22 protein-coding genes and 3 pseudogenes are annotated in these 25,740 nt (G+C 72.0%); 6 read left to right on the forward strand and 19 right to left on the reverse strand.

Going from position 1 to position 25,740, the window contains the following annotated elements; all coding sequences use genetic code 11:
- Window positions 1-108: 108 nt before the first annotated feature.
- A complete protein-coding gene (locus tag AC07BF_RS14170; RefSeq protein WP_478333408.1) occupies window positions 109-1,182 on the forward strand; it encodes a hypothetical protein in 1,074 nt (357 codons plus the stop codon).
- Between the two features lie 38 nt (window positions 1,183-1,220).
- Here the strand turns inward: AC07BF_RS14170 and AC07BF_RS14175 are convergent.
- Window positions 1,221-1,331, reverse strand: a pseudogene (locus AC07BF_RS14175) (2-hydroxyacid dehydrogenase); the annotation flags it as partial.
- On the opposite strand from AC07BF_RS14175, the pseudogene AC07BF_RS14180 reads away from it, so the two are divergent.
- A pseudogene (locus AC07BF_RS14180) lies at window positions 1,332-1,673 on the forward strand (transposase); the annotation flags it as partial. It lies immediately after the preceding pseudogene.
- 846 nt (window positions 1,674-2,519) lie between these two features.
- Here AC07BF_RS14180 and AC07BF_RS14185 read toward each other — a convergent pair.
- From AC07BF_RS14185 to AC07BF_RS14200, 4 genes are all read right to left on the reverse strand, one after another.
- Window positions 2,520-4,319, reverse strand: a complete 1,800-nt coding sequence (locus tag AC07BF_RS14185) for a DUF8189 domain-containing protein (protein WP_478333409.1) — start codon at window positions 4,317-4,319, stop codon at window positions 2,520-2,522.
- Window positions 4,271-4,681: a trypsin-like serine protease gene (locus AC07BF_RS14190; RefSeq protein ID WP_478333415.1), complete on the reverse strand. Its 411-nt coding sequence runs from the start codon at window positions 4,679-4,681 to the stop codon at window positions 4,271-4,273. The genes AC07BF_RS14185 and AC07BF_RS14190 overlap by 49 nt, the downstream gene beginning before the upstream one ends.
- Window positions 4,682-4,696: 15 nt before the next feature.
- Window positions 4,697-4,825: a hypothetical protein gene (locus AC07BF_RS14195; protein WP_363621056.1), complete on the reverse strand. Its 129-nt coding sequence runs from the start codon at window positions 4,823-4,825 to the stop codon at window positions 4,697-4,699.
- 117 nt (window positions 4,826-4,942) lie between these two features.
- Window positions 4,943-5,413, reverse strand: a complete 471-nt coding sequence (locus AC07BF_RS14200) for a hypothetical protein (RefSeq protein ID WP_363621058.1) — start codon at window positions 5,411-5,413, stop codon at window positions 4,943-4,945.
- Window positions 5,414-5,911: 498 nt separating this feature from the next.
- Here AC07BF_RS14200 and AC07BF_RS14205 point away from each other — a divergent pair, with 498 nt between their 5' ends.
- Both AC07BF_RS14205 and AC07BF_RS14210 read left to right on the forward strand, forming a co-directional pair.
- On the forward strand, window positions 5,912-9,784 hold the full coding sequence (locus tag AC07BF_RS14205) for a glycohydrolase toxin TNT-related protein (protein WP_478333410.1): 3,873 nt from the start codon (window positions 5,912-5,914) through the stop codon (window positions 9,782-9,784).
- Window positions 9,781-10,047, forward strand: a complete 267-nt coding sequence (locus AC07BF_RS14210; RefSeq protein WP_478333411.1) for a hypothetical protein — start codon at window positions 9,781-9,783, stop codon at window positions 10,045-10,047. Before AC07BF_RS14205 ends, AC07BF_RS14210 begins: the two co-directional genes overlap by 4 nt.
- A 249-nt stretch (window positions 10,048-10,296) precedes the next feature.
- Here AC07BF_RS14210 and AC07BF_RS14215 read toward each other — a convergent pair.
- The 6 genes and pseudogenes from AC07BF_RS14215 to AC07BF_RS14240 all read right to left on the reverse strand — a co-directional run.
- Window positions 10,297-10,446: pseudogene (locus AC07BF_RS14215) on the reverse strand (IS630 family transposase); the annotation flags it as partial.
- Window positions 10,447-10,512: 66 nt separating this feature from the next.
- Window positions 10,513-11,511 (reverse strand): 2-hydroxyacid dehydrogenase, encoded by a 999-nt coding sequence (locus AC07BF_RS14220; RefSeq protein WP_478333412.1) that lies wholly within the window; start codon window positions 11,509-11,511, stop codon window positions 10,513-10,515.
- 124 nt (window positions 11,512-11,635) lie between these two features.
- Window positions 11,636-12,661 (reverse strand): 6-phosphofructokinase, encoded by a 1,026-nt coding sequence (locus tag AC07BF_RS14225; protein WP_350886672.1) that lies wholly within the window; start codon window positions 12,659-12,661, stop codon window positions 11,636-11,638.
- 355 nt (window positions 12,662-13,016) lie between these two features.
- Window positions 13,017-13,745 carry a type 1 glutamine amidotransferase gene (locus AC07BF_RS14230; protein ID WP_363589322.1) on the reverse strand — a complete coding sequence of 243 codons (729 nt, stop codon included), beginning with the start codon at window positions 13,743-13,745 and terminating at the stop codon, window positions 13,017-13,019.
- Between the two features lie 46 nt (window positions 13,746-13,791).
- Entirely contained in the window at window positions 13,792-15,054 is a 1,263-nt protein-coding gene (locus tag AC07BF_RS14235; RefSeq protein ID WP_350886666.1) for a MurT ligase domain-containing protein, read from the reverse strand.
- A 262-nt stretch (window positions 15,055-15,316) separates the two neighbouring features.
- Entirely contained in the window at window positions 15,317-16,021 is a 705-nt protein-coding gene (locus tag AC07BF_RS14240) for a GNAT family N-acetyltransferase (protein WP_363589324.1), read from the reverse strand.
- 273 nt (window positions 16,022-16,294) lie between these two features.
- Between AC07BF_RS14240 and AC07BF_RS14245 the strand changes: the two genes are divergently transcribed.
- Window positions 16,295-16,537 (forward strand): hypothetical protein, encoded by a 243-nt coding sequence (locus tag AC07BF_RS14245; RefSeq protein WP_363589325.1) that lies wholly within the window; start codon window positions 16,295-16,297, stop codon window positions 16,535-16,537.
- A gap of 116 nt (window positions 16,538-16,653) precedes the next feature.
- On the opposite strand, the gene AC07BF_RS14250 is transcribed toward AC07BF_RS14245, so the two are convergent.
- From AC07BF_RS14250 to AC07BF_RS14270, 5 genes are all read right to left on the reverse strand, one after another.
- Window positions 16,654-17,871: a sensor histidine kinase gene (locus AC07BF_RS14250; RefSeq protein WP_363589696.1), complete on the reverse strand. Its 1,218-nt coding sequence runs from the start codon at window positions 17,869-17,871 to the stop codon at window positions 16,654-16,656.
- The gene (locus AC07BF_RS14255; RefSeq protein WP_478333413.1) at window positions 17,868-18,698 is read right to left on the reverse strand and encodes a response regulator; all 831 of its coding nucleotides are present in this window, start codon (window positions 18,696-18,698) and stop codon (window positions 17,868-17,870) included. Before AC07BF_RS14255 ends, AC07BF_RS14250 begins: the two co-directional genes overlap by 4 nt.
- Entirely contained in the window at window positions 18,695-19,579 is an 885-nt protein-coding gene (locus AC07BF_RS14260; RefSeq protein ID WP_363589698.1) for a hypothetical protein, read from the reverse strand. Before AC07BF_RS14260 ends, AC07BF_RS14255 begins: the two co-directional genes overlap by 4 nt.
- Window positions 19,580-19,754: 175 nt before the next feature.
- Window positions 19,755-20,564: a class F sortase gene (locus tag AC07BF_RS14265; RefSeq protein ID WP_363629421.1), complete on the reverse strand. Its 810-nt coding sequence runs from the start codon at window positions 20,562-20,564 to the stop codon at window positions 19,755-19,757.
- A 79-nt stretch (window positions 20,565-20,643) separates the two neighbouring features.
- On the reverse strand, window positions 20,644-21,135 hold the full coding sequence (locus AC07BF_RS14270; RefSeq protein WP_363629420.1) for a sortase-dependent protein: 492 nt from the start codon (window positions 21,133-21,135) through the stop codon (window positions 20,644-20,646).
- Between the two features lie 411 nt (window positions 21,136-21,546).
- Between AC07BF_RS14270 and AC07BF_RS14275 the strand changes: the two genes are divergently transcribed.
- Complete coding sequence (locus AC07BF_RS14275; RefSeq protein ID WP_363629418.1) at window positions 21,547-22,281, forward strand: DUF2306 domain-containing protein; 735 nt, start codon at window positions 21,547-21,549, stop codon at window positions 22,279-22,281.
- A 96-nt stretch (window positions 22,282-22,377) separates the two neighbouring features.
- On the opposite strand, the gene AC07BF_RS14280 is transcribed toward AC07BF_RS14275, so the two are convergent.
- From AC07BF_RS14280 to AC07BF_RS14290, 3 genes are all read right to left on the reverse strand, one after another.
- Complete coding sequence (locus tag AC07BF_RS14280) at window positions 22,378-22,899, reverse strand: hypothetical protein (RefSeq protein WP_478318693.1); 522 nt, start codon at window positions 22,897-22,899, stop codon at window positions 22,378-22,380.
- 76 nt (window positions 22,900-22,975) lie between these two features.
- Window positions 22,976-24,400 carry a pyridoxal phosphate-dependent decarboxylase family protein gene (locus tag AC07BF_RS14285; RefSeq protein ID WP_478318691.1) on the reverse strand — a complete coding sequence of 475 codons (1,425 nt, stop codon included), beginning with the start codon at window positions 24,398-24,400 and terminating at the stop codon, window positions 22,976-22,978.
- 161 nt (window positions 24,401-24,561) lie between these two features.
- Entirely contained in the window at window positions 24,562-25,680 is a 1,119-nt protein-coding gene (locus tag AC07BF_RS14290; RefSeq protein ID WP_400807765.1) for a hypothetical protein, read from the reverse strand.
- Between the last annotated feature and the right edge of the window lie 60 nt (window positions 25,681-25,740).

Consider the following 25,740-nt stretch of genomic DNA (forward strand, 5'->3'; position numbering starts at 1 on the left):
ATCACTGGTGTGGCCCCAGCCGTCGGCCCGGTACGACCCGCCGGGCCCGCCACACCCCCCGGGTGTCGCCGCCCGGGCGACCACCACGTCTCTCGGAGGCCGACGCCAGTGAACACCGACCTGCTCTACCGGTTGCTCGACGTCGACCCGGTCGCCGGACCGGTCGAACTGCTCCACCGCGCCCGCGGCGCCCGCGACCTTCCCTACCTGGTGCTCGCCGCGCTCGTCCGGGAGGACGTCCGGATGGGCGAGCACGCCCGCGCAGAACTTCAGCGCGCCCGCGACCGGGCCGACTGTTACGCCCGGATCGCCCGCGACCTCGCCGACGCCACCGGGGTGCGCCCGATCCGCGACCTCCCGCTGGCCGGCTACTACCCGTCCGACCTGCCCCGGCCGCTGGGCGAGCTCACCCTCGTCAGCCCCACCGAGGCCGCGCTCTGGCAGGCCGTCAGCCGGCTGGTCACCGAACACCCGGTGGAGTCCGTGGAGGTCACCCTGATCGGCGAGCGCCCCCGGCACACCTCCGTCACCCTGCGCTGGCCGGCCGAGGACCCGCTGCTCGACCCGTGGTACCAGATCCGGCTCGGCACCGCCGCGCTCACCGGCGACCTCGCCACCGTCCCGGTCCGGCCCTACCTGGCGGCCGACGACCACGTCGAGTGCCTGATCGCCCTCGCGGAGGAGGGACTCGGCCGCGCCTTCCGGGCGGGTGACGTGATCGACGTGGCCCGCCTGGGCCGGCAGTCCTTCGAGCCCGTCGAGACCGCCGCCGTGGTCGCCGCCTACCGGCTCGCCCCGGAGGCCGTCGCGCTGCTCGACCTCGCCGCCGAACACGTGCCGCTGGGCTCCCTGGGGGGCGTGCGTACCGTCCTGGAGGCCGAGGTCGCCCCCGAACTCCGCCGCCGCGAATCCCTCGCCCGCCCGCTCCGGCCGCGGCACGGCACCCTGCTGCGCCGCACCGTCATCCGGCACCAGTGGGACGAGGCCCGCCTCCTCCCGGCCGGACCCGCCACCCTGCTGCTCACCCCGGTCGCCGACTTCCTGCTCGCCCCGGAGGGCGTCCGCCCGACGGCCCCCGCCCGCGCCGCCGCCCTCACGGCCCTGCGGGCCTGGGACACCACCGCCCCCGACACCCCGGACGGCGCCCCCCGCGCCCGCCTCCCGGAGTCCAAACACGGCTGAACACGCCCGATCCCCGGGCCGCCCTCTTGGACGACGGGTCAGTTCCTCGGTACGAGGGTGTTCTCGTTGGTGCGGCCGGCGGCGTAGTCGTCGATGTTGCGGGCGGTGGCGTCGATGATCTGGCCGACGGCGGTGTGGGTGAAGTCGGCGCCGCCACCCGCGGCAACCTCGACGGCGCGATCTTCCACTCGGATCACGGATCTCAGTACACGAGTCGTGAATTCGCCGATCTCTGCGGCGAATTGGGTGTCACACAGTCCATGGGGGCTGTCGGCACGTCAGCGGACAACGCCGCATGCGAGAGTTTCCACGCGTCGCTGAAGCGGGAGACCCTCAAGGGCGCACGGCGCTGGTCCGGGGCCCGCTCCTGCCGACTCGCCGTGTTCGGCTGGTTGACCACGTACAACACCTGGCGCAGACACCCGGCCAACGATCAGCTCAGCCTCATCAGCTACGAGCGCCGGTCAAGTAGCATGACACTTGCCGCATAAGCCTACAAACAGTCCGTGCCTCGGTGGGAAGCCCCTGGACCGCCTTCCCCCGCCGCTACCTGCCCGAGGCCAGCATGGAGAAGATCTACCCCAACGAGCCCGGCCACAACGAACTCCCACCCATTTCATGACCGTTGGCGAACGACCACTACACCACCTCATTGGGACACGACCCCGGTGCCGGAGGCAACCCGCCGGTGCGCGGCTCATCGGCGCCGTTCCGAGGACTGCCGCAGACGAGTAGTCGTAGTCCTTCGAGCGCCTTGGTAACGCCGCCAGTTCCGCCTCCGTTCGAGGGGTTCGATCCTGCACGGCGGGCTGCCGCACATCCAACGGGGCGATCCTCGATGCCACACCGCTGTCCGTACCGAAGGCATTTCCGCTTCTTACAACCACTCCCATGCCTCATCGGCCACCGATCGTCACAGTGAACCTACGACTCACCCGCAGGCCGCGCGCGGCTTGCGGGCAGGGGCCGCAAGGACAGTGGACATTCGTGTGCGACTCACGTGAGGCTTCCTTGTCGGCCTATGGGCGCCGACCAAGCGCGGCTGCCTCACCCCGACCGGGTGACACTGGGCGGCTTCCATGTTCGGACTTGGGACGAACGCGCAGGTTGAGTGGCCGTCAAGGCAGCATTCGCCTTCCGCAACCCATTCCTTCCTCTCATGTCTGGCTGCTGCCGGTGGCGTGTGGGGGAGACGGGCGCGGGCGGGACCGGACGGTCGTCCGGTCCCGCCCGCGCCATGCCTGGCCGTTGTCAGATGTGGTGCGCCCGCGATGGGGGTCGCCTGTGCGGGCGCACCGCGCCGTCGTGGCTTGGTCAGGTGGTGTGGTGGGTTGGGGTCAGCCGGTGGTGGCGAAGGTCCAGCCGGGCATGGTTTCCCAGGTGAGCCAGTTGTTGTTCTGGTAGGTGGCGCGGGACATGGTGCCGTTGGTGCCGGTGGCGAAGAGTTCGAGGGTGTTGGTGTAGGCGTTGTAGGTGGCGGAGGGGGTGCCGGAGAACTTCCAGTCGCTGATGGTGCTCCAGTCGGCCCAGGTCTTGGTCTTGTTGTCCCAGTAGTTGTGGCCGAGTTCGCCGGTGTTGCGGACGGCGAAGAGTTCGACGGCGCCTGCGGCGGGGTTGTAGACGGCGGTGGGGGTGCCGTTGAACTGCCAGCCGCCCATGGTGGTGATGTCGGACCAGCGGGCGCCGTTGAGGCTGTAGCTGTGGGCCATCGTGTTGCTGGTGGTGGTGACGAAGACCTCGGCGCTGTTGTTGGCCGGGTTCACGACGGCGGTGGGGCTGCCGGTCACGGCCTGGCCGCCGATGGTGCTCCAGTCGCTCCAGGTCTTGGTCTTGCTGTCCCAGTAGAGGTGGCCGAGTTCGTTGCGGTTGCTGGTGGCGAAGAGTTCGACGGCGTCGGTGGCGGGGTTGTAGAGGGTGGTGGGGGTGCCGGTGAACTGCCAGTTGCCCAGGCCCCGGACGTCGTCCCAGCGGGAGCCGCCGGTGCTGTAGGAGTGGGTCATGTAGCCGTTCGTGTCCAGGGCGAACACCTCGGCGGTCTGGCTCGAGGGGTTGAACACGGCGACCGGGTTGGCCTTGAGCTTGAGGGCGCTGGGGATGACGCTCCAGCCGGCCCACGTCCTGGTGCCCGGGTCCCAGTAGTTGTGGCAGAGCTCGCCGGTCTTGCCGATGGCGAACAGTTCGGTGGCCTTGGTGGCGGGGTTGTAGATCGTGGCGGGGATGCCGCTGAACTGCCAGTTCTCCAGGGTCGACCAGGAGCTCCAGCCCTTGCCCTCGGTGTTGGAGGCGTGGGCGAGGACGCCGTCGGTGCCCAGGGCGAAGATCTCGGCGGTCTTGGAATCCGGGTTGTACACGGAGTTGACGACCGCGGAGGAGTAGTCGACCGCCTTGGACCACGTGGAGACGGTCTGCTGGACCCAGCCGGCGACGTCGTCGACGCGGCTGGAGGAGGCGCCGGTACGGGTCTCGGTCTCGCCGAGGCAGCCGCCCTGCCAGGAACGGGAGGCCACCGCGACGAGCTCGGCCTTGCCGTTCTTCTCCCGGATCGCGGGGGCGCCGGTGTCGCCCTTGCAGATCGCGGCGCCGCCGGTACCGGTGGTGCCGATGGCGGTTGCGGCGACCGTGTCGAGGGTGAAGGCCCCCGAGTGGAGCTTGTTCGGCACCCACTCGTCCTTGGTCCGGCCGTAGCCGGGCACGCGCAGGTTTTCACCGGTCGTGGGCGCGGCGGTCGCGACGGGGAGCGTCGCGACGCCGGTGACAGGGGTGGCAAGGCGCGCCATGACCAGGTCGCGGTCCTGACGGGTCACGAGTTCGGCCACGTCGACCGTCTTGTCGCCGACGGTTGCGGTGGTCTTCCACTTAGGGGCGCCCGTGGCCAGGGCCTGCGGCTGTGCCGGGTCGTCGGCGAAGCAGGACGCGGCGGTGATCACCCAGTACCGGTCGACCAACGCGCCGGTGCAGGCGCGCACGTTGTCGCCGATCGCCAGGCGGGCAGTGTAGGCGTACGTGCCGCCGGCGACCGGGTCGCCGGGGACGGCGCCGGCCGGGGATGCGGAGAAGGTGGTCAGCGCGCCGGCGACTGCGGCCGTTATCAGCACGCCCGCCCGCCGGGAGCGGGACGCAGTAGTGGTGTGGGACATGGAGAGGTTCTCCCCTGAAGGTATGGGACCCCGCCGGGCGGGCCTACCTGGGAGGGGCGGCCCGGCGGGAACGGGTTACAGGTTCGGCTCAGTCGGCCGGGGTGGCGGTAATGCCCTGGATGGCGCTGCTGGCAACGGGGTAGAAGCTGGTCCAGCTGCCGTCGGCCTTCTTGTCGGCGGTCCAGATCCGGTCGTCGTCGCCGATGGCGAACAGGTGGATGGTGTCGCCGATGGTGTGGCGCCCCCGCGGCCAGGGCCTGCGGCTGCGCCGGGTCCTCGGCGAAGCAGGACGTCGCGGTCAGAACCCAGTTGCGGTCGACGAGCGCGCCGGTGCAGGCACGCTGGTTGTCGCCTATGACGATCCGGGCCGCGTAGGCCTACGCGCCGTCGGCGGCCGGCTCACCGGTGACGGCCTGTGCCGCGGGGATTGAGAAGGTCGCGATGACACAGGCGGCAGTGGCGGCCACACCGGCTCGTTGCCCAGCCAGGGCGGTCTTGGAGTACATGGTTCGTTCCTCGGATGAACAGAAGGGATCCGACAGAGACAGGCGGCCGACTACGGAGGACGGGGCGTGACACCCACCCGGCCACCGATTCGGCGGTGAACACCGCCTTCGAGAGGGCTACTTGGTGGCCGTGACTTCCATCAGCGTGTAATCACGCCCCTCCGGATCCGTGCTCGAACCAACGGGCGTCCACGTGTTCTTCTTCACCGTGAAAGAGGTCGTGCTGGATCCCGCCGTCGTGTTGATGGAGACGTTGTAGTCATTACCCCTGACTCCGGTGATCCGCGGGACCTCCAAGCTCAGATAGCCCTTGTCTCCGGTCATGCGGAGGCAGAAGTCCTGGAGGTCGCGGGCGAATACTCTGAGAAGTCCGGGCGTTCCATCGCAGGGAACGAGGGTGATGTGCCCGTCGCCGCGCTTCAGGACGACGCCGGTGTCGGCGAGCACGCGGTCGGCGCCCGGGTGCGTGAAGTCCTCCACGGCAACCGGCGGCAGATCGGCGCCCGCACCACCAGCACTGCTACCACCATCCGTGGCAGAGACCGCCGATATTCCCAGCGACATCGCCAGGACGGTTGCGGCACTCATGGTCAGCACCCTGGAGGATCTCATTTCAGCACACACCTATCCTTACCTTTTCATTCATGATTAAAACGGACAAGCTATCCTCTGTCGCCGTGAGACGACATTGAGGCAGGGCGACCTGGCCCCGCCCTGTCCTCGGTCGGCAAGCGTAATTGATACCACTTGACTGACTGTTGGCGCTTGAATTGCCTCCTCCTGGTGATGGTGACCGCAGGAGAACACCGCCAAATGTGGACAATAGCGACGACCTTGGGTGCCCGTCAGCCCCACCTCTCTGACCGCCCAAATGAAGACCGTAGACTTTCCCTCCTGCTTGGTTTATGTGCGATCATGCCTGGCCATGAATAGATCTTCTGTACTCGCACTCAGGTGTCGAATTGATGACTTCGAGGGGAAATGAAAAGACACGGGATGGGGATACGCTTGAAAACTGGCCCGGGGCCTGCACCTTGGCGGCGCCTTGCGACGGGGCTCGCCGCCCTCGCACTGACCACAGGCATCATGAGCACCCCGGCCTTTGCGGAGAACGGGACAGCGGGGGCACCCGGGCCGACGGCGAACAATCGCGCCCTGGCACTGGCTGAGTGGCGCTCCGGCGGTGAGACGGTCAAGGCTGCCGCCGAGCGAGCCCTGGCCGGAACCGATGAGCAGGTCGCTGCGTTTCTGGCAACCGAGCTGCCACGCGCCTTCCAGGACGACGAGCGGCTGAGGCTGCTTCAACTGGTCGGTGTCAGTGGTCCGGGCGTTCGGAAGGCCGCCGAGCCCGCCCTCGCCGGACAGAAGGATGTACACGCCTTCCTGGAGTCCGGCTGGAAGGCACCCTGGGTGGAGGACCAGCGGGCCTCCATTCTGAAGGCCATGTTCAGCGGCGGGGTCGCCGTGAACGAGGCCGGCAACAGGGCTCTCGACGCCCACACCACCGAGGCCTACACCGCCTTCCTCGGCGAGGGACTGCGCAAGGCGCAGCTCGAGGACGACCGGGTCCAGGTCCTGCGGCTGATGCACGTGGGCGGACCGAAGCTGCAGGCCGCGGGCAGCACCGCGCTCGACGGCGGCCCTGACGCAGTGCGGGAGTTCCTGGACACCGAGCAACACGTCGCCCGGGCCCAGGACCAGGAGTCCATGACGATCAGCCAACTGGTCGAGGACGCCCGTCAAGCCAGCCAGCGGGCGAAGGCGGAAACGGAGTCCGCCAAGGAGGCGTCGGGCCGGGCGGTGGACGCCGCCCGGCTGGCCAAGGAGGCGGCCCAGCGGGCCAAGGACGAGACAGCCGCGGCCCAGAGTTCGACCCAGGACGCGTCCGCTGCGGCCGGACGGGCCGCTTCGGCCGCGGAGAGCGCCGCCACTGCGGCGAGCACTGCCGTCACTGCCGCCAACAACGCCAGCAACGCCGCTCGCACCGCAGCCGCAGCGGCGTCTTCCGCGGCTGCCGCCTCGGCTGCGGCTGGGCGCGCCGCCGCACGCGCCTACGATCAGGCGAGCGCTGCCGCCAAGGACAAGAACCAGGCGAATGCGGCCAAGCAGGCTGCGAAGGATGCCCGGGACGCGGCGCTCGGTGCAACCAACGCGGCAAAGGCCGTGTTCTCCGCTTTGACGGCGATGAAGGAGGCGCTGAACGCCGGCGCCGCGGCTTTCAGCGCGAGTGACCATGCTGCCGCCGCCTCACAAGCGGCGTCCGAGGCCGGCTCGATGGCCAACGTCTCGACTGCCGAGTCCCGCCACGCGAAGATCGCGGCCGACCGGGCCAAGCGTGCGGCGGCAACCGCTCGGAGCGCCGCAACGTCGGCTCAGGCCGCCGCGCAGCAGGCGATGACCGCTGCCGACGAGGCCAAGACCGCAGCCGAGAAGTCCGCGGCTCACGCGAACGCCGCCGCGGCGGCGGCCGAGGACGCGGCAGCGCAGGCCGGACAGGCCGGCGACTGGGCCGGTCTGGCGACCAAGCACGCCGAGGCTGCCCTCACTGCGGCCGACAATGCGACCACTGCGGCCAACCAGGCAGAGTCGGTCGAGGCCACAGCCAGGGTCACCGAGACGAGCACGCGGGAAGCCAGCACCGCGCTCGCCGTGCTGGCCGCCGAGGAGGAAGCCCGCCAGGAGGCCGCGTCGCAGGCGAAGGTCGAATGGGAGCGAGCCGAGACAGCACGGCAGGATGAGGACACCAAGCGCCTGCTGGCCGAGGCCACCGCGTCGGGAACCGCTTCGGCTACAGCTGTACTGAAGGGGCGGCAGGCCGCGGTCCGGCTGTTGAGCACCGGAGCGCCGTGGACCTCTGCGGCCGCCGAGTATGCACTGGTCGGTGGAGATGCCGACGTTAAGCAGTGGCTGAGCACCGGGCGCAGGCAGGCTGCCGCTCAGGACGACCACAGCAAGATCTCGCATCTGGCCACCAGCCAGGTCACCGCGCTCCGAACCGCCGCTGAGAAGGCGTTGTCCGATACAACGGAGGTTCAGGCCGCGTTCCTGGAGTCCGGCCAGTACAGCGCCATGCGGGACGAGTACCGGGCGCAGGTCCTTGTCTTGATGAACGCGGGCGGTCCGGCCGTGCAGAAGCAGGGCAGTGCCGCCTTGGACGCCGGAACCCCGGAGGCCCTGCGTGCCTTCCTGGCCGCCGGTCAGTACACGGCCCGTCGGGAGGACGACCGGGCCGAAGCACTGAAGTTGATCTACGCCAGTTCACCTCGCGTCCAGGCTGCTTCTCAGGCGGCGATGGCCGCGCCCAACGCCATGCTGCGGGACTTCATCGCCCACGGCCAGTACGAGATCGCTAAACAGGACTACCAGGACGCTGTCCACATCGCCGAAGTGCGCCGCATGGTGGCCGACGGAAAGGTGCTGGCCGCCAACGCCCGTCAGGATGCGGCGGAAGCCGCAAGTGCGGCCGCCACCGCCCGTGGCGCGGCGGCCGAGGCCGCCGGCTATGCCCAGCAGGCCTCCGATGCCGCAACCGCTGCGCAAAAGGCTGCTGCCGACGCGAAGAAGTCCGCAGTCGACGCCGAGCAGTCCGCTAAGAGTGCCGTCGACTCCGTAAAGCGGGCCAAGGCCGCGGCCACCTCGGCGAGCAACTCGGCGACAGCAGCACAGAAGTCTGCGAGTTGGGCCAGTACTTCGGCCGCGCACGCCAAGGTCTACGCGCAGATGGCCCGTGTCTCTGCAGAGCAAGCACGACAGTCCGCTCTCGCGGCCAACCAGAGTGCACTCGAGGCCATGGCCGTGGGGAGCGAGGCGTGGGAGTCTGCGAACGCTCTCGTCAAGAAGGAGCAGGAGGAGCGCCGCAAGCAGGAGCAGAACGGAGCCCAGCCGGGCACCAATCCTCCGAACGACTCTCCCCCTGTAGGCTCGGGCATCGGTTTCATCTCTGCCTATCCGGCGGGCACCAACGTCATCGAACTCGGTGGCGTCTGTTACGTCAACGGGTACGCGCTGAACAATCCGTTGTGGGACTGCGGGGGAATCGCGTCGAGTTTCGACAAGTGGCTGCTGGAGAACGGTGGTGACGTCGACTGGCGGATGATCGAGTTGAGGCCTGACTCGGTGATGATGCCTAACCTTCTCATGACGTACTGCGAGCACAGTCTCGGTTTCGGTATGAAGCCGTACCGCGCCATGTGCGGCGACGACATGGTGAAGAAGCTGAAGGCCGACGGCGGGTTCGTCACCTTGCAGATGCAGGAAGCCAGCGTCCCGAAGTCCTTCCTCAAGCCCCTCCTCAGGCAACTCGGCATCAGGACGAGCATGACCCTGCGCGAGCTGTCTCTGCTCAGCCCGCGTTACCAGGCCGTGCTCAAACTGACTCAGACTCAAATAGACGATCTGGTATCGGCCTACGTCAGGTTCAGGCCCCTCGCCGACGAGCTCGCGGCCGCGGGAAAGCTCGGCCCTAGTGCTATCCCGAGTGCAGTGGCGCGCATGGCCGATGGCTGGAAGCGCTATGGAGGCCTGACGAGGGAGCAGTTCGTCGGGAAATACTGGAACCCGCAGGCCTGGACCGACGCGGCTGGTAAGGTCCACGCTGGATGGAACTACCCGAAGGAATATGCCATCGAAGGAACGAAGCGCCTGCTCGCCAAGGGTGAGATCAAGGCGGGTGAGGTCTGGGACCGATTCGGTGAGAGCAACGGTAGGTGGCTGTCCCCGGCCTCCGAGAATGCTTCGTTCGCCCAACGGGCGATTCCGCCCGACAGTATGTCGCTGCAGTACTATCGCTACAAGTGGGCCAAGGATCTCGATGAGGCTGCGGGTGCGGTCGAGCGGAGCAAGGTGGCGGGGTGGTTCGAACAGCCGGGAGGCGCCACCCAGTTCAAGCTGCAGAAGTCCGTCCAGGAACTCTGCATCGAGGGGTACCTCGTCTTCGAGAACGGAATGAAATGCGCATGAATCGTCACCAGCTCCTGGAACGCCTGAACGAGGCGGGGGTGAGCAATCGCTTCTATGGGATCAGCACTCGGGATCTGTCGACGTTCGACCACCTGCTGGAGGCCGTCCCCATCCTCGTAGAGGGCGCCGACGGCCGGTGGTCGATCGATGTCTGGGAGCGTGGCGAGCACTGGGTAAAGGCGAGCTTCGAATCGGAGGAGGAAGCATGTTCCCACCTCTATGCCGACGTCATGAGGCAGTGGGAGATCTACCGCTCTCGGTGAGTTCACCGCCTCCTCCGACCACGGCTGACGGCGCGGAAAGAGACCTTCGATGCGAGTCGGCTTCGGACGGTCGATAAGCCGGGCACGCCCGGTTCGGACCTTCCGGACCGGGCGCTTCCCACTGTCTTCGTGAACGACCGGCCGAGGAGCCCCGCCAGGCGATCTGGCTGGGCTCCTTCGTGTCCCTCGTGGCCGCGCCCGGGCTGTCGTGACCCCGGTCTGACCTCGCTTACGCCACTGCTGGCGCTAGTGCTCCACCGACCGCTCGCTCACCCGCAGCGCGGTAGCGAGCTCCCGGTTCTTCTCCCCGTCCTCGACGCGTTCCACGGTCTGCCGCCGGATCTGCTCCCGCGTGGCCCTCTCGGCGTCGGTCAACCCTCGGCCCTGCGCGTATCTCACAGCTCAGGGCTACTGGAACCATTCGGAAGCTGTCAGGTAAATGGATCCGACATCACGCTTTGAGGTTCAGCAGTTCCTCGGTACGAGGGTGTTCTCGTTGGTGCGTCCGGCGGCGTAGTCGTCGATGTTGCGGGCGGTGGCGTCGATGATCTGGCCGACGGCGGTGTGGGTGAAGTAGGCCTGGTGGCTGGTGACGAGGACCTGGGGGAAGGTGACGAGGCGGGCGAGGACGTCGTCGGTGATGCCTTCGATGGAGCGGTCGGTGAAGAAGACGCCGGTTTCCTCCTCGTAGACGTCGAGGCCGACGCCGGACAGGCGCCCGGCGCGCAGGGTCTCGACGAGGGCGGCGCTGTCGATGAGGCCGCCGCGGCTGGAGTTGACGAGGATGGCGTCGTCCTTCATCCGCGCCAGCGCTGCGGCGTCGATCAGGTGGTGGGTGGCGGGGAGCAGGGGGACGTGGAGGCTGATGAGGTCGGCGCGGGTGAGGAGTTCGGGCAGTTCGGTGTAGGTCATGCCGAGGTCGAGGCAGGCCGGGTTCCGGGCGATGTCCCAGCCGAGCAGTTCGGTGCCGAAGCCGGCCGCGATGCGGGTGAAGCACTCGCCGATCTTGCCGGTGCCGATGACGCCGACCGTCATCCCGTGGACGTCCCGGCCGAGGAGGCCGTCGAGGCGGAAGTCGAACTCGCGGCTGCGCCCAGCGGCCCGGACGATCCGGCGGTTGACGGCCAGGGCCAGCGTCCAGGCGTGTTCGGCGACGGCGTAGGGGCTGTAGTAGGAGACGCGGGCGACGGTGAGGCCGAGGTCGGCGGCGGCGTCGAGGTCGATGTTGTTGAAGCCGGTGGAGCGTTGCGCGATCAGCTTGGTGCCGCCGGCGGCGAGGACGGTGAGGGTCTCGGCGTCGAGGACGGCGTTGACGCTGCTGCTGACGGCCGGGTAGCCGGCGGCGAGTGGGGCGGTGTCGCGGTTGAGGAACATGCTCAGGCAGCGCAGCCCGTGCCGGCCGGCGAAGGCCTGTTTCAGCAGCGGCCGTTCGTCGGCCTGCACCCCGTACGCGAGGATCTCCATCGGTTGCCCTTCCGCGAGTGGTCCGCTCCACCGGCCACGCTAGCGGGGCCGTCGCAGGGGCGCCCGTCGGACGCACGAGGGCCCGGACCGGTAGCGGTCCGGGCCCTCGACGGGGTGGGGGAGGTCAGATGACCGTCTCCGCCTCCAGGTAGCGCTCCTGCGGGACGGTCTTCAGCTCGGCGACGGCCTCGGCGATCGGCACCAGGTTGATGTCGGTGCCCTGCAGCGCGGTGATGTGCCCGAACGCGCCCTTGTGGACGGCCTCGACGGCGTGCCAGCCGAAGCGGGTGGCGAGCACCCGGTCGTACGCGGTCGGGGTGCCGCCGCGCTGGGTGTGGCCGAGGATCACCGGGCGGGCCTCCTTGCCGAGCCGGTGCTCCAGCTCGCGGGAGAGCTGGGTGGCGATGCCGGTGAACCGCTCGTGGCCGTAGATGTCCTTGGTGCCCTCTTCCCAGTGCATGGTGCCGGGCTCGGGCTTGGCGCCCTCGGCGCAGACCACGATGGCGAACTTCTTCTGCCGGTCGAAGCGTTCGCGGACGACGGCGGTCAGCTTGTCGATGTGGAACGGACGCTCCGGGACGACGATGGCGTGCGCGCCGGCCGCCATGCCCGCGTTGAGCGCGATCCAGCCGGTGTGCCGGCCCATGACCTCGACGACCATGACCCGCTGGTGGGATTCGGCGGTGGTCTTCAGCCGGTCCAGCGCCTCGGTGGCGACCGAGACGGCGGTGTCGAAGCCGAAGGTGACGTCGGTGGAGGCGATGTCGTTGTCGATGGTCTTCGGGACCCCGACCACCGGCAGTCCGGCGTCGCTCATCAGCTTGGCGGCCTTCAGGGTGCCCTCGCCGCCGATCGGGATCACCGCGTCGATGCCGAGGTCCGCGCACAGTCGCTTGGCGCGCTCGACGCCGTCGCGCAGGTGGCTGGGCTGGACCCGGGACGAGCCGAGGATCGTGCCGCCCTGGGCCAGGATGCCGCTCACCGAGTCGAGGGTGAGCGGCCGGTGGACGCCCTCCAGGAGACCGCGCCAGCCGTCCTGGAAACCGATGATCTCGTCGCCGTGGTCGACCACCCCCCGGTGGACCACGGAACGGATCACCGCGTTCAGGCCGGGGCAGTCACCGCCGCTGGTCAGCACTCCGATACGCATTAGCTTTGCAACTCCCGAGCAGAACCGAGGAACGGCCGGACTACAGGCTGGGACGACGAGCCGTCACCGTAGCGGGGCGCTCCCACGCCGGAGTGGCGGGGAGGTGGCCGCGGGGTGAAGGACCGGCCGATCCGGACAGAACGCCCGAAAACGGCCGCGAAGTCGAGCATACGGCCCCTGGTCCGGCCGGGCAGGAGCCGACGCGGGAGCGGCGCCGTCGGCGCCCCCGCGCGGAAAGTGCAGCCTGCTGCCGAGGAGGGTGTGCAGTAGGCAGCCCCATTGTGGTACGTCCGGGGCCGCCCCTGAACCGGGTGACCGCATCGCGGGCACCCGGGCGTCGGGGCGGACGGACGTACTACGCGGGGCGCGTCGTGGCGGCGATGCGCTCGGCGCGCAGCGCGTCGTACCAGGTGGTGTCGGCCGGCGGCAGGGCGTTGACGTCCAGCGCCAGCTTGATCAGCATGTCGGCCACGGCGGGGTTGCGGGCCAGCACCGGGCCGTGCAGGTAGGTGCCGAACACGGTGTCCCGCCAGGCGCCCTCGGTGCCGTCGCCGGTGCCGTTGCCCCGGCCGGCGACCACGGTGGCCAGCGGCTGGACGCCCTGGCCGAGGTGGGTGACGCCCTGGTGGTTCTCGAAGCCGGTCAGCTGCGGCAGGCCGAGGCGCGGGTCGACGTCGGCGAGGACATCGCCGACGCAGCGGGCGCCGTCGCCGCGGGTGGTCCAGACGTCGAGCAGGCCGAGGCCCGGCTCGCGCTCGCCGAGGTCGTTGACGAACTCGTGGCCCATGATCTGGAAGCCCGCGCAGACGCCGAAGATGATCGCGCCGTTCTCGGAGGCCCGGATCAGGCCGCTGTCGTTGCGCAGCCGCTCGGCGGCGAGCCGCTGCGGACGGTCCTCGCCGCCGCCGATCAGGTAGATGTCGCCGCTGGTGGGGACCGCCTGGTCGGAGCGGACGTCGATCCGGGTCACGTTGAGATGGCGCTGGCGGGCCCGGCGCTCCACGACCAGGGCGTTGCCGCGGTCGCCGTAGGTGCTGAGCAGGTCCGGGTAGACCCAGACCACGCGCAGGCTGCTCTCACTCATCCTCGAAGGCCTTCCGTCACGATCAGATGGGGCTGCAGGCGCGGCATCAGCCGGCCACGACCTTCCGCAGCTGCTGGAAGGCGGTGTAGTTGGCGATGGCCTCGATCCGGCCGGGCGGGGCCATCCGGACGGCCTGCTCCAGCGTGTCCACCACGTGGAACTGCAGTCCGGCGACCTCCAGGCGGACGGCCAGGTCCAGCTTGCGCTGCCCCATCACGAACACCGGGTGCCCGGCGAGGCGCTCGTAGTCGACGTCCCACAGCCAGGAGGTGTCCGTGCCGTCGGCGTCGAGCGCGTTGACGGACAGGATCACCGGCGCGGGCGGGCCGTCGATCAGCGAGAACGTCTCCAGCCAGCCGGCCGGGTTCTTGGCCAGCAGCAGCCGGATGTCCCGGCCCTGGTACTGGACCACGTCGTAGCGGCCGGCCACGGCCGTGACCGAGCGCATCCGCTCCAGCGCGACCTGCGGGGAGACGCCGAACACGGCGGCGACGGCGGCCGAGCTGGTGGCGTTGGCCAGGTTGGCCCGGCCGGGCAGCTGGAGCTGGATCGGCCAGGCGCCGCGCTGCGGGTCGATCACGTGGGTGCCCTGGAGCGCCCAGTGCGGGTTGGGGCGCCGGAAGCCGCACTCCTGGCAGAACCAGTCGTCGCCGGGGCGCTGCATCACACCGCCGCAGGCGGGGCAGGACCAGGCGTCCTCCTTCCAGGCCTGCCCGGCGGCCACCCAGACCACCTTCTTGCAGGACGAGGCGGCCCAGGTCACCAGCGGGTCGTCGGCGTTGGCGATGACCACGGCCTCGGTGTCCTGAAGGCCCTCGCGCCACTTCTCGGCCATCATCCGGGTCTCGGCGGCGCGGTCGAGCTGGTCGCGGGAGAGGTTGAGCAGGGCGATCGCCTTGGGGCGGGTGTCGCGGGCGACGCCCGCCAGGTACTTCTCGTCGACCTCGATCACGCCGAAGCGGGCGTCCGAACCACCGGCCAGGGCGGAGGTGATGCCGGCCGGCATGTTGGCGCCCAGGGCGTTGGAGACCACCGGGCCGGCGGCGCGCAGCGCCTCGGCGATCAGGCGGGTCGTGGTGGTCTTGCCGTTGGTGGCGCTGACCAGGACGACGTCGAGGTGGTCGGCGAGGGTGGCGAGCAGGTCGGGGTCGAGCCTCAGGGCGACCTTGCCGCCGATCACCGAGCCGCTTCCGCGTCCGGCCTTGCGGGACACGGCGGCAGCGACCCGACCGGCCGTGACCGCGATCTTGGCGCGGGCCGGCAGCGAGGCGTCGCGTGCGCCTGTGGGCTCCGATTCGGTGCCTGCCATGCTCAGTGGTTCCTCCTTGCTGCGGCACCACCCGGGTCCGGATCAACGGGCCGTCGGGCGGCGGGGACGGGGCCAGCCTACCGACTCCGCCGCCCGGCTCGACGATCCGGACCCCAGGCAGCCTGCTGCGACACGGCCGGAGGCGCCGCCTCGGGCGTCCTGACGGATCGTCGGGGAAGACGGTGTACGGAGGGGGCCTTCGCCGCTTGGGACGCTCTCCGGGCTCTCGGGGTTCCCGGGTGAGGATGTGGTGAAGAAAAGATCAGCGGCCCGGGCGGGCGCAGGAGACCGGCTCGTCCGCGGCCAGCGTGGCGGTGATCACCAGGGTGCCGTCCTCGGCCCGGAAGTCCAGCGGCGCGGCCAGCCGGCGCATCGCGGTGATCAGCCCGGTGTTGGAGGCGTGGGTCACCGCGTACACGGTCGTGACACCGGCCGCCCGGGCCGCCGCCGACAGCTGCCGCAGCAGGGCCGGACCGAGTCCGCGCCGCTGCCAGGCGTCCTCGACCAGCACCGCCAGCTCCGCCTCGTCGTCGTCCCACATCAGGTGCCCGAGGGCGACGATCCGCCCGTCGGCGGCCGTCGCGGCGAGGCTGTGGCCGTGCCGGGCGTCCAGCAGGTGGTCCAGGTAGCGGCCGGCGTCGCGGACCGGCCCGTGGTAGCGCAGCCGCAGCGAGGCGGGGGAGCAGCGGAGGTGCATCGCCAGGGCCGCGGCCCGGTCGGCCGGTCCGGCGGGGCGCAGCGTCAGCGCCGTCCCGTCCGCCAGCGTCAGCCGGGACGGCGCCTCCCGGTCCGGGTCCGTCACGGCTCGCGGCCGGTCGACCGGGGGGTGCGGGCGGGCGGACCGCAACGGGCCCCCGGTGAGCGCGGGCAGCCGGGCGGCCTGGCCCTCGGGCGCCGCGCACCTGCGCTCGGACCTGCGGAAAGGCCGGTGCCAGAGCCGTTCGGGGCGAGTGCGTGATGCCGTCATGCCGCCGACGCTACCGACGCCGCGCTTCCGGCCGGTTACGTGATCGTGAACGCAGGAATGACCTGGGCGGTTCCGGAGCGTGACCATGTTTCGGGGGGCTCGGCCGGGCTCGGGCACCAGGGTGGCCGACGGGCCCGGGGCGATCGCCCGGCCCCGACCGGACCATTGACCTGGACACGCTCACGGATGGCGCAGAATCCGGGAACGGGTGAGCCCCTTCGGATAGGGATGGCTCGGCTTTTCGCCGATCCCACCTCCCCCGAAGGGGCTCACATGTCCTTCCCGTCGTCCTTCCTGAAGAAGTCCGCCCTCGTGCAGCGGTCCGTACTGGGCGTGGCGTGCTGCGCACTGCTGCTGGCCGCGCCGATCGCCCTCGCCCAGCCGGCCGCCGCCGCCGACGGGCCCAAGACGCCCCAGGAGGCTGCCGCCTGCAAGGCTGTCGTCTCCACGCTGCTCGGCGGCTTCGGGTCGATGCTCGCGAACTCGGCGTGCGTCGTCCAGCCGAGCGACAGCTGAGCGGCGACTGAGCGGCGGCCGTACGGGGGCCGCCCTCAGGCCCCGGCCGCCGTGTGGCAGCCGCTGCTCCAGCGGCTGCCACACGGCGGCCATGTCTCACGGCTGCGGTCGAGCGGTCAGGGGTGGGACGGGTCGTCGGGCAGGGTGAGGGTGGCGAGGGCGCCGCCGTCGGGGTGGTTGGTGAAGGTGAGGCCGGCGCCGATGACGCGGGCGTGGCCGGTGGCGATGGTGAGGCCGAGGCCGTGGCCGCGTCCGCGTTCGGGGGCGTTGGTGCGGAAGCGCTGGGGGCCGCGGGCGAGGAGGTCGTCGGGGTAGCCGGGGCCGTGGTCGCGGACGGTGATCCGGTGGCCGTCGACGTGCAGCCGGATCGGCGCGGTGCCGTGCCGGTGGGCGTTGATCAGCAGGTTGCCGAGGATGCGGTCGAGGCGGCGCAGGTCGGTGCGGACCTGGCGGTCGGCGGCCACGTCCACGTCCACGTCGACCTCCAGGCCGGTGAGCGTGACGGTGCGGCGCACCGCCCGCTCCAGCGGGACGGGGGCGAAGTCCGGGATCTCGGCGTCGGCGTCGAGGCGGGAGACCTCCAACAGGTCCTCGACCAGCGAGCGCAGGGCCTGTACCCGGTTCTGGACGAGCTGGGTGGGGCGGCCGGGCGGGAGCAGCTCGGCGGCGGTGACCAGGCCGGTGAGCGGGGTGCGCAGTTCGTGGGCGACGTCCGCCGTGAAGCGCTGCTCGTCCTCCAGCCGCTGGTGCAGGGTGCGGGACATCAGGTCGACGGCGGCGGCGAGGTCGGCGACCTCGTCCTTCCCGTCGACGAGCTCGCCGATCCGGGTGTCCGTCCGGCCGGCGGCGATGCCCCGGGCGGCCGTCGCCGCGGTGCGCAGTCGGCGGCTGATCCGGTCGGCGACCAGGACGCCGGCCAGGACCGTGGTGAAGACGGCGGCGACGACGGTGATCAGGATGATCCGGTCGAGGTCGGCGATCGCCTGCCGGTCCTGGGTGAAGTCCACCCGCACGGAGAGCACCCCGGTCTGGACCGGTCGGGCCGCCCACATCGACTCGCCCTGCGGACCGCCGGCGAGCAGCGAGCCCTCGCGGCCGCCGGCCGCGAGCGTCCGCAGCCCCTCGGGCAGCGCCGGGTCGTCCAGGGCGAACCGGTCGGTGACCTCGCCGCGCTTGTAGGTGTCCACGGCCGAGCCGAGCGCGGCGAGCGCGGCGGCGCGGGCCTGGTCCACGTGCTGACGGATCATCGCCTGGTGGACCAGCAGGCCGACGGCCACCGCCACCAGGACGGCGATGGCGGCGACGGCGGTGGCGATCTGACGGCGCAGGGTCATGCCGGACGCCGCAGCTTGTAGCCGAACCCGCGGACGGTCTCGATCCGGCCGGAGCCGATCTTGGCGCGCAGCCGCTGCACGTGGACGTCCACCACCCGGGTGTCGGCGCCCCAGTCGTAGTCCCAGACGCGTTCCAGCAGGGTGGAGCGCTCCAGCACGATGCCGGGCGCGGCGGTGAACTCCAGCAGCAGCCGCAGCTCGGTGGGGGTGAGCGGGACGAGGTGGCCGTCGACGCGCACCTCCATGCTGTCGGTGTCCACCTGCATGCCGTCGAAGCTGCGCAGCGCGGGGGAGGGGGTGTCCGCGGGAACGGCGGTGGCGGGGACGGCGGTGGCGGGGACGGCGGTGGCGGGGACGGCGGTGGCGGGGACGGCAGCAGGCGCTGCGACGGGGACGGCGGGGTCCACCGGCTCCTCGGGCAGCGCGGGTTCGGCCGGGACCACCCGCACCCGGCGCAGCACGGTGCGGATCCGGGCGACCAGCACGGCGCTCTCGAAGGGCTTGACGACGTAGTCGTCCGCCCCGGCCTCCAGACCGGACACCACGTCGACCGGGTCGGTGCGCGCCGACATCATCAGGATCGGCAGCTGGCTCTCCTCCCGGATCCGGCGGCAGAGGCCGACCCCGTCGAGGAGCGGCAGCATGACGTCCAGCAGGAGGAGGTCGGGGCGCACGGCGTGGAAGGCCTCCAGACCCTCCAGGCCGTCGGCGGCCGTGGTGACCGGGAAGCCGTAGCGCTCCAGGGCCATCCGGGTGGCCTCCCGGATCACCTCGTCGTCCTCGACGAGCAGGATGTGCGGGTGGGCGGGCGCGGCTGGGGGGTTCATGGCTTCGCTTCCGAGGGAGCCGAGGACGGGCGGATGGGGACCGGGACGGCCGTCCTCGGGGAGGAGACGCCCGCGCCGGCGCCCGGCTCGGGTATGGCGGGCTTCGGTTGGGCGGATGCGTGGCCGTCGTGCGGGGAGACGGCGGGGCCGGCGCTGGGCGTGCTGGTGGGTGTCTGTGCACTGCCGTTCGCGGGTCCGCCGCCCGGGCCGGCGATCGGGCCGGTGTCCTCGACCTTCCGCTCCAGCAGGCCGAGCCGGACGCCGTCCCACTGGTAGTGGCTGCTGGTCCGGACGAACGCGCCGGTCGGCTCGTAGAGCCACAGGTCGGATCCCACGGTCGCGGCGCTGAACCCCTTCAGCACCTCGACCTGGAGGATGGGCAGCAGCCGGTCGTCGGCCAGCAGGTAGACGTGCAGGACCACGGGCCCGGGGGTGACGACGGCGACGACCAGTTCGTCCCGCCCGTCGCCGGTGAGGTCACGGAACTCGGGGCTGCGGACGTCGCAGGCGGGGCAGGAGTCCAGGGCGCGCCGCTCCTCCGGGCCCACCGTGGAGTCCTTGGCGAGGACGGTGCGGACGTCGACCGTCCTGATGTCGTGCCCGGGGACGGTCACGTCCGGGACGGGTTGCGGCGCGGCCTGCGTGGCGGCCCCGGCGCCGGTGGCGGGAGGGCGCGGCGGCGGGGAGGCCGCCAGGTCGGGCCAGAGCGGCTGGGCCACCAGCGGCGGTGCCACCGGCTGGGTGGCGCCGTGGTCCTGGAGCCCGCCGGGGGTGGCACGGCCGAGGGCCAGGGCCGCGAGCGTCACGAGGACGGCCAGGGCGGCGAGGGCCGCCACCGGCACGGCGACGGGCCGGCGGCGGGGTGGGGATGCTGCTGCCACGGTCGGTGCTCGTCCTCCTGGTCTGCGGCGATGCGCCGGTTCGTCCCCGCACGGGCCTCGGTGGTAGGTCGCGTGGACGGCGGTCGGTGGTTCCCGTCCCGCCGTCCCGGCCGCCGCGCCGGTTCGACAGTCGAAACGACCCGACGGCCGGGACGACCGGGGCGGCGCGGCGGCTTCAGCCGGTCGCGCCGCCCGGACCGGCCAGGTCCGCCAGGACGATGATGTTGTCCGTCCAGTGCCCGTCCGAGCCGATCCGCCCGCCGCAGGTGATGAGCCTGAGAGCGGGTTCGGGAGTGTCACCGTAGACCGTTTCGGTCGGGAAGCGGTCCTTGGCGGCCTGGAGCAGCGAGCGGACCTTGAAGTCCACGGTGCTGCCGTCCGCGCGCCGCACCTGGATCAGGTCGCCCGGCCGCAGCTTCGGCACGCCGTGGAAGACCGCCGGGCCGTGCGCGGTGTCGTAGTGCCCGATGAGGACGGCGGGGCCGGCCTCCCCGGGCGTCGGCCCGTTGCGGTACCAGCCGACCTCGTCGGCCCGGTCGGCGGCCGGCACCTCGACCGTCCCGTCGGGATTCAGCCCGAGGCCGGTCACGGGGGCGTCCACCCCGGCGGCCGGGACCAGCAGCCGGGTCGGCGCCGAGGCGGCGAACGGCTTCGGCGCGCCGGCCGGACTCCCGGTGCTCCCGGCCGTCCCGGTGGTTCCGGGGCCTCCCGAGGGCGCGGCCGCCGGGTTGTCGGTACTGCCGTGCACCGAGGGCTCGACCCGCACCACCGGGGTCTGCTGGCCGGACAACGCCACGGTGGTGCCCAGCACCAGGCAGGCCAGGCCCGCCGCGCCGAACGCCGTCCGGCGCAGTGTGCCCGGGCCGGGGGAGGCCTTGCGGCGCCGCCGGCTGCGGCCACCGCGCGGGCGGCCGTGGCGGGCCGGCTCGTCGGCGCCGGGCGTGCTGTCGGGCTGCCCGCCGCCCGCCGGGGCCCCGGTACCCACCGGGCCCCCGGCGCCGCCTCCCCGCCCGGTCAAGGGCGGGGAGGCGGCGCCGGGGTGCCCGGCGGACTCGGGGCCGGTGTCAGCCGCGCGCACCGGAGCGGCGGCGCAGCATCGCGAAGCCCAGCGCACCGGCGCCGACGGCCGCGACGGCCCCGCCACCGGCCAGCATCAGGCCGTTGCTGTCGGTCTCGCCGGACCCGTCGCCGGCCTGGGCCGCGCCCTTGGGCACCTCACGGACCTGGGCCTTGCCGTCACTGGAGACTCCGGCGCCGCCGGCGGCGGGCTGCGCCGTGGGCGCGCCACTGACGGCGGGCTGCGCGCTGGGCTTCGCCGTGGGCGTGGTCGAGGCGTCCTTGCCCGCGACCGAGGGGGCGGCCGGGGCGGGGCGGGCCGGGGTGGGCGTAGAGGTGGGGGCGGCCGACACGCCGGCACCCGCAGCAGGCGCGGCGGACGGGGTCCCGTCGGCGAAGGCCTGTCCGCCGGTGACGACGGTCAGCAGCGCGCCGCCGGTCAGGGCGCAGACGGCCAGCACGCGGCGGGCGGGGGAGCGGTGGGTACGGCTCCTGCTCATACGGTGTTCTCCTTCGTCATGGACGCCTCCCGGCCGGGGTGGCCGGTGCGTCGTCCATGACGGTAGGAGGCCCGTGTCGCGGTCCCCGGCCGGTCGTGTCACGGCCGCCCATCGGCTGCGTAACGAACCCCGGGGCCCGTTGCGGTCAAGCTGGCGGCGGCGGTGCCCGTGCGGTGGGAGGCCGTCCGGTTGACGTCGCGTCGGGTCGTGGGGGTAACCCCCCTCCCGGCCCGGGGGGCCGCTCCATGGCCCGGGGCCGCGGGCCCGGCCACACTGGCTGCGGTTCGAACAGCGTGGTGGTAGACCCCAGTTCCGGGGTGGTGGTGGGCGCCGCGAGCAGAGCGCCGGCCGACCGCGCGACGCGCACCGTGCACGTGATGCCGTCCCACCTCCAGCCGATCGGGGTCACCGATGACCAGTACCGCCGCCCGCGCCGCGACCGCCCCCGCCCCGACGAGCAGGAGGGGAGGGCGCGTCCGCTGGGCCGTCGTCCTGCTGACCTCGCTCGCGATCGTCGGGTACGCCGTGGGGACGTACGCCCAGGCCGGCCTGCCCATCGCCGCGTCGGAGGGCGGCGTGTCCGCCACCTACGCCGAGCGCCCGACGGCCGTCCAAGTCACCTTCTACGTCCACATCGTGACGGCCGCGCTGGCGCTGCTGGTCGGCCCGTTCCAGTTCTCCACCACGCTGCGCCGGCGATCCCCCGCCGTCCACCGCTGGACCGGCCGCGTCTACGTCTTCGGGGTCGCGGTGGGATCCCTGGCCGCGTTCGTCATGGCGTTCTTCAACTCCGCCGCCTTCAACGGCTTCTTCGGCTTCGGCGGGCTCGCCCTGCTCTGGGCCTGGACCACCTGGCGCGGCTACCGAGCCGTCCGCGACCGCGACCTGCCGAGCCACCGCGCCTGGATGATCCGCAGCTTCGCCCTCACCTACGCCGCCGTCACCCTCCGGTCCTGGCTCGGCGTCCTCATCCTCCTCCAGACGCTCACCGCCCAGGGACACGTCGACGGCGAGCGCTTCTTCGACAACGCCTACGCCGCCGTCCCGTTCCTCAGCTGGCTGCCCAACCTGATAGTCGCCGAATTCCTCATCCGCCGCCGGGGCCTGCCCGCCTACCGTCTCACTCCGGCCGCCCCGCAGTCCTGAGCCAGACGCGGCGGGCGGGCTCGCGGGAGGGGCGTCGAACCCCCTCCTGCGTAGCGGTGTCGGGGAACCCGCTGCGTCGCCGTGGTCGCGCCGCGGTCAGCCGATGCGGGTGGGGGTGTCGAGGAGGGGGTGGCCGGTGGTGGCGAGGAGGGTGGTGAGGTCGGTGGGGGTGAGGGTGTGGGGGGCGCGGAGGTAGAGCTCGTCGACGGTGGTGCCGGGGACGGGGTGGGGCTGGCGGGAGAGGACGGCGACGTGCTGGTCGGCCAGGGCGGTGTGGACGCGGGCCAGGTCGTCGGGGGTGCTGCGGGCGGCGGTGCGGACGCGCCACAGGGTGGTCGGGGGCGCGGGGGAGTGGGGGTGGTGGCGCTGGGACCACCAGGTGTGGAAGAGGGCGGTGGCGAGGAGGGCGAGGGCGGCGGCGGCGAGGACCACCGGGCCGTCGGGGCCGCGGACGACGATCTTGGCGACCAGGTCGGCCGCGGTGACCGAGACGAAGACGGCGGCGAGTTCGACGCTGTCGCGGCGCCAGCGGTGGGTGCCGGCGCCGCGTCGTCGGGCCCGGGGGAGGGTGGGCGTCGGCTGCATGGTCGGGTGCTCCGTGTGCTCCGTCTGCTCCATGACAGCACCCTGCCCGACGGGTGTTTCCTGTCCACGAACCCGCCGTGACCTGGTGGTTAAGGTCGCCGGGCCCGCGTTACGGTTGCAGGTCCGCAGCCGCCGCCTTGACCTCCGCGAGCAGGAGCTCCAGGTCGGCCTCGGTGGTGGCGGCGTTGAGCAGGCAGGCGCGGAGCATCTCGCGGTCGCCGAGGCGGGCTCCGGTGACGAAGACCCGGCCGCGCCGCTGGACGACGGCGGGGAGTTCGCGGTTGAGGGCGTCGACGGCGGCCTCGTCGTGCCCGGGGGTGCGGTGGCGGAACGCGACGATGGAGGTCTGGACCTCGGCCAGCAGCTCCAACTCCCCGTCTGCCTCGATCAGTTCGCCGAGGCGGCGGGCGAGGGCGGTGCAGCGGGCGATGTCCCGGGCGATGCCGTCGCGGCCCTTGTGGGCGATGGTGGCCCAGACCTTGAGCGCGCGGAACGGGCGGGTCTGCTCGGTGCCGTACTCGGAGAACCAGCCGAGCGCGCCGGCCGCCTCGTCGCGCAGGTAGGAGGGGACGAGGCTGAAGGTGGCACGCAGTTCCTCGGTGTCGCGCACCAGCGCGCAGCCGCAGTCGACGGGCACGCCCAGCCACTTGTGCGGGTCGAGGGCGAGGGAGTCGGCGCGCTCCAGGCCGGCGTAGCGGTGGGCGATGGCCGGGTCGAGCCTGCCGAAGGCCCCGTACGCGCCGTCGACGTGCAGCCACAGGCGCTGCTCGGCGCAGAGGTCGGCGATCGGGCCGAAGTCGTCGACGGCGCCGGTGCCGACGGTGCCGGCCGAGGCGACGACCAGGAAGGGCAGCAGTCCGGCGGCCCGGTCGCGTTCGACGGCGGCCCGCAGTTCGGCGGGGTCGAGGCGGCCGTCCGGCCCGGTGGCGACGGTGCGCAGGTGCCGGCTGCCGAGGCCGAGGAGTTCGGCGGCCTTGCGGACGCAGGAGTGGGTCTCGCCGGTGACGTAGCCGACCAGCGGCGGCAGGCCGGCCAGGCCGTCCTCGCGGACGTCCCAGCCGGCCCGGCGGGCGGCGCGGTTGCGGGCGGCGGCCAGGCACACGATGGTGGCCATCGAGGTGCCGGAGGTGAGCAGGCCGCCGCCGGCCGGGTGTGGGAAGCCGACGAGTTCGGCGATCCAGCGGACCACGGCGCGTTCCAGGTGGACGTCGGCGTGGTCGCCGCCGGCCGAGCTGGGGTTCATGGCGGAGGCGGCGAGGGTGGCGAGGACTCCGGCGGGGGCGGGGGCGGAGTTGACCCAGCCGAAGAAGCGGGGGTGGCCGTTGCCCATCGGGTGGGGGAGGACGTCCTGCCCGATGGCGGTGAGGAGGTCGGCGAGCGGGCGGCCGGCGGCGGGCAGCGGGGCGTCGAGCAGGGCCCGGCGGGCGGTGTCGTCCATCGGCTGCCAGACCGGGCGCCCGGGCAGTTCGGCGAGGTAGTCGGAGACGAGGTCGGCGGCGGTGTGCGCGGCGGCGCGGAAGTCCTCGGCGGTCATGATGGCGGCTCTCCAGGGGCGGGGGAGGCGCGGCGTCCTCGGCGCACCCTGATCGTCCGGTCCGGTGGACCGGTCGGCCGATCCTACGGAAAGGGCCCGCGCCGTGCGGCGCGGGCCCTCCAGGTGAGACGGGGCGGTCGGTCCCGGTGGGACGGGCGAGGTCAGTCGAGCGAGCTGGACAGGCCGCTGGCGGAGCGGCAGTAGCCCTGCATCTCCCTGTCGGTGATCTTGGCGCAGAGCCGGCCGGCCGCGCCGTCGTCGGTGTAGTTCACCGTGTAGTAGCTGACCAGGCCCTCGGCGCAGGCCTTGCGCTGCCAGCCGTCGGCGGCGGTGCCGCACTGCTGGGCGGCCCAGTCCTCGCGGTCGAGGTTGTACTTCATCGTCCGCGAGCCGACGCCGCGGCTGCAGTCGGTCGCCCCGCCGCTGGCCTTGCCGCTGAGGCACCACTTGAGGGCGTCGGCGTAGACCTCGGGGTGGTTCGGGTAGTCGTGCGAGGAGAGGTAGAAGGTCGGGGCGTAGAAGAAGCACGCGGACTGGAACAGGCCCGGCTGGTCCTTGCACGGGTACAGCGGGTCCTGGGCGAGCTTGTCGGCGGGCAGGTTCGCCTTGGCCTTCTCGTCCTCCTCGTCCGGGCCGAAGAGCTGCATGAACAGCCCTTCGGAACAGCGGATCTTGTTCTGGTCGCTGGGGAACTTGCTGCACAGCTCGCGCGCCTTGGGGACGTCCTGCTTGGCGACGAACATGGTGCCGTGGCCGACGCCGTGGATGCACGGGCCGGTGTTCTTGGGCGCGCAGAGCTTGAGCAGGTCCACCTCGGGCTGGGCGGAGGCGTTGAGCATCTCCTCGACCGCGCCGTGCAGGTAGCCGGCCGCGCAGGTCTCGTGCGGGAAGGAGATGACCTTCTGGAAGTCGGCGTTGAAGCGCTTGACCGCCGCGTGGCCGAGCTCGTGCGCGATCGGGTGGCAGAAGCGCACGGTGTACGGCTTCTCCTTGGTGATCTTGTCGAGGTCGGCGAGCGCGACGCCGGGGTCGCTGGCGTCCATCTCGGCCATCAGCTTGTTGCGCAGCGTCGAGCGGGTCCACACCGCCGGGTCGCCGGTCGGGGTGGCGCTCGCGGCCGCCGGTGCGACGCCGGGCGCGGCGGCGCCGGAGCCCGCGGTGGCGGCCGGGGTCGTCGCCACGGTGGCGGTCGCGGGCGACCAGTCGGTGACGGCCACCGACCCGAGGCCCAGGACGCCCAGGAGCAGGGCGGTGAGAATCGCGAATACCCGCGGTTGCATGAGGTGATCCCCCGGCGGATCGAGGTGGACGGTTCGCTCCCATCCTGACGGCACGGCGGC

Source organism: Kitasatospora sp. NPDC043950 (genome assembly GCF_056435345.1).

Excerpts from the sequence above, each read along its gene's own strand:
- AC07BF_RS14185 (WP_478333409.1), bottom strand. The coding sequence starts at position 4,319 with ATGTCCCACACCACTACTGCGTCCCGCTCCCGGCGGGCGGGCGTGCTG.
- AC07BF_RS14195 (WP_363621056.1), bottom strand. The coding sequence starts at position 4,825 with ATGTACTCCAAGACCGCCCTGGCTGGGCAACGAGCCGGTGTGGCCGCC.
- AC07BF_RS14200 (WP_363621058.1), bottom strand. The coding sequence starts at position 5,413 with ATGAGTGCCGCAACCGTCCTGGCGATGTCGCTGGGAATATCGGCGGTC.
- AC07BF_RS14205 (WP_478333410.1), top strand. The coding sequence starts at position 5,912 with ATGAGCACCCCGGCCTTTGCGGAGAACGGGACAGCGGGGGCACCCGGG.
- AC07BF_RS14210 (WP_478333411.1), top strand. The coding sequence starts at position 9,781 with ATGAATCGTCACCAGCTCCTGGAACGCCTGAACGAGGCGGGGGTGAGC.
- AC07BF_RS14220 (WP_478333412.1), bottom strand. The coding sequence starts at position 11,511 with ATGGAGATCCTCGCGTACGGGGTGCAGGCCGACGAACGGCCGCTGCTG.
- AC07BF_RS14225 (WP_350886672.1), bottom strand. The coding sequence starts at position 12,661 with ATGCGTATCGGAGTGCTGACCAGCGGCGGTGACTGCCCCGGCCTGAAC.
- AC07BF_RS14230 (WP_363589322.1), bottom strand. The coding sequence starts at position 13,745 with ATGAGTGAGAGCAGCCTGCGCGTGGTCTGGGTCTACCCGGACCTGCTC.
- AC07BF_RS14235 (WP_350886666.1), bottom strand. The coding sequence starts at position 15,054 with ATGGCAGGCACCGAATCGGAGCCCACAGGCGCACGCGACGCCTCGCTG.
- AC07BF_RS14240 (WP_363589324.1), bottom strand. The coding sequence starts at position 16,021 with ATGACGGCATCACGCACTCGCCCCGAACGGCTCTGGCACCGGCCTTTC.
- AC07BF_RS14245 (WP_363589325.1), top strand. The coding sequence starts at position 16,295 with ATGTCCTTCCCGTCGTCCTTCCTGAAGAAGTCCGCCCTCGTGCAGCGG.
- AC07BF_RS14250 (WP_363589696.1), bottom strand. The coding sequence starts at position 17,871 with ATGACCCTGCGCCGTCAGATCGCCACCGCCGTCGCCGCCATCGCCGTC.
- AC07BF_RS14255 (WP_478333413.1), bottom strand. The coding sequence starts at position 18,698 with ATGAACCCCCCAGCCGCGCCCGCCCACCCGCACATCCTGCTCGTCGAG.
- AC07BF_RS14270 (WP_363629420.1), bottom strand. The coding sequence starts at position 21,135 with ATGAGCAGGAGCCGTACCCACCGCTCCCCCGCCCGCCGCGTGCTGGCC.
- AC07BF_RS14275 (WP_363629418.1), top strand. The coding sequence starts at position 21,547 with ATGACCAGTACCGCCGCCCGCGCCGCGACCGCCCCCGCCCCGACGAGC.
- AC07BF_RS14280 (WP_478318693.1), bottom strand. The coding sequence starts at position 22,899 with ATGGAGCAGACGGAGCACACGGAGCACCCGACCATGCAGCCGACGCCC.
- AC07BF_RS14285 (WP_478318691.1), bottom strand. The coding sequence starts at position 24,400 with ATGACCGCCGAGGACTTCCGCGCCGCCGCGCACACCGCCGCCGACCTC.
- AC07BF_RS14290 (WP_400807765.1), bottom strand. The coding sequence starts at position 25,680 with ATGCAACCGCGGGTATTCGCGATTCTCACCGCCCTGCTCCTGGGCGTC.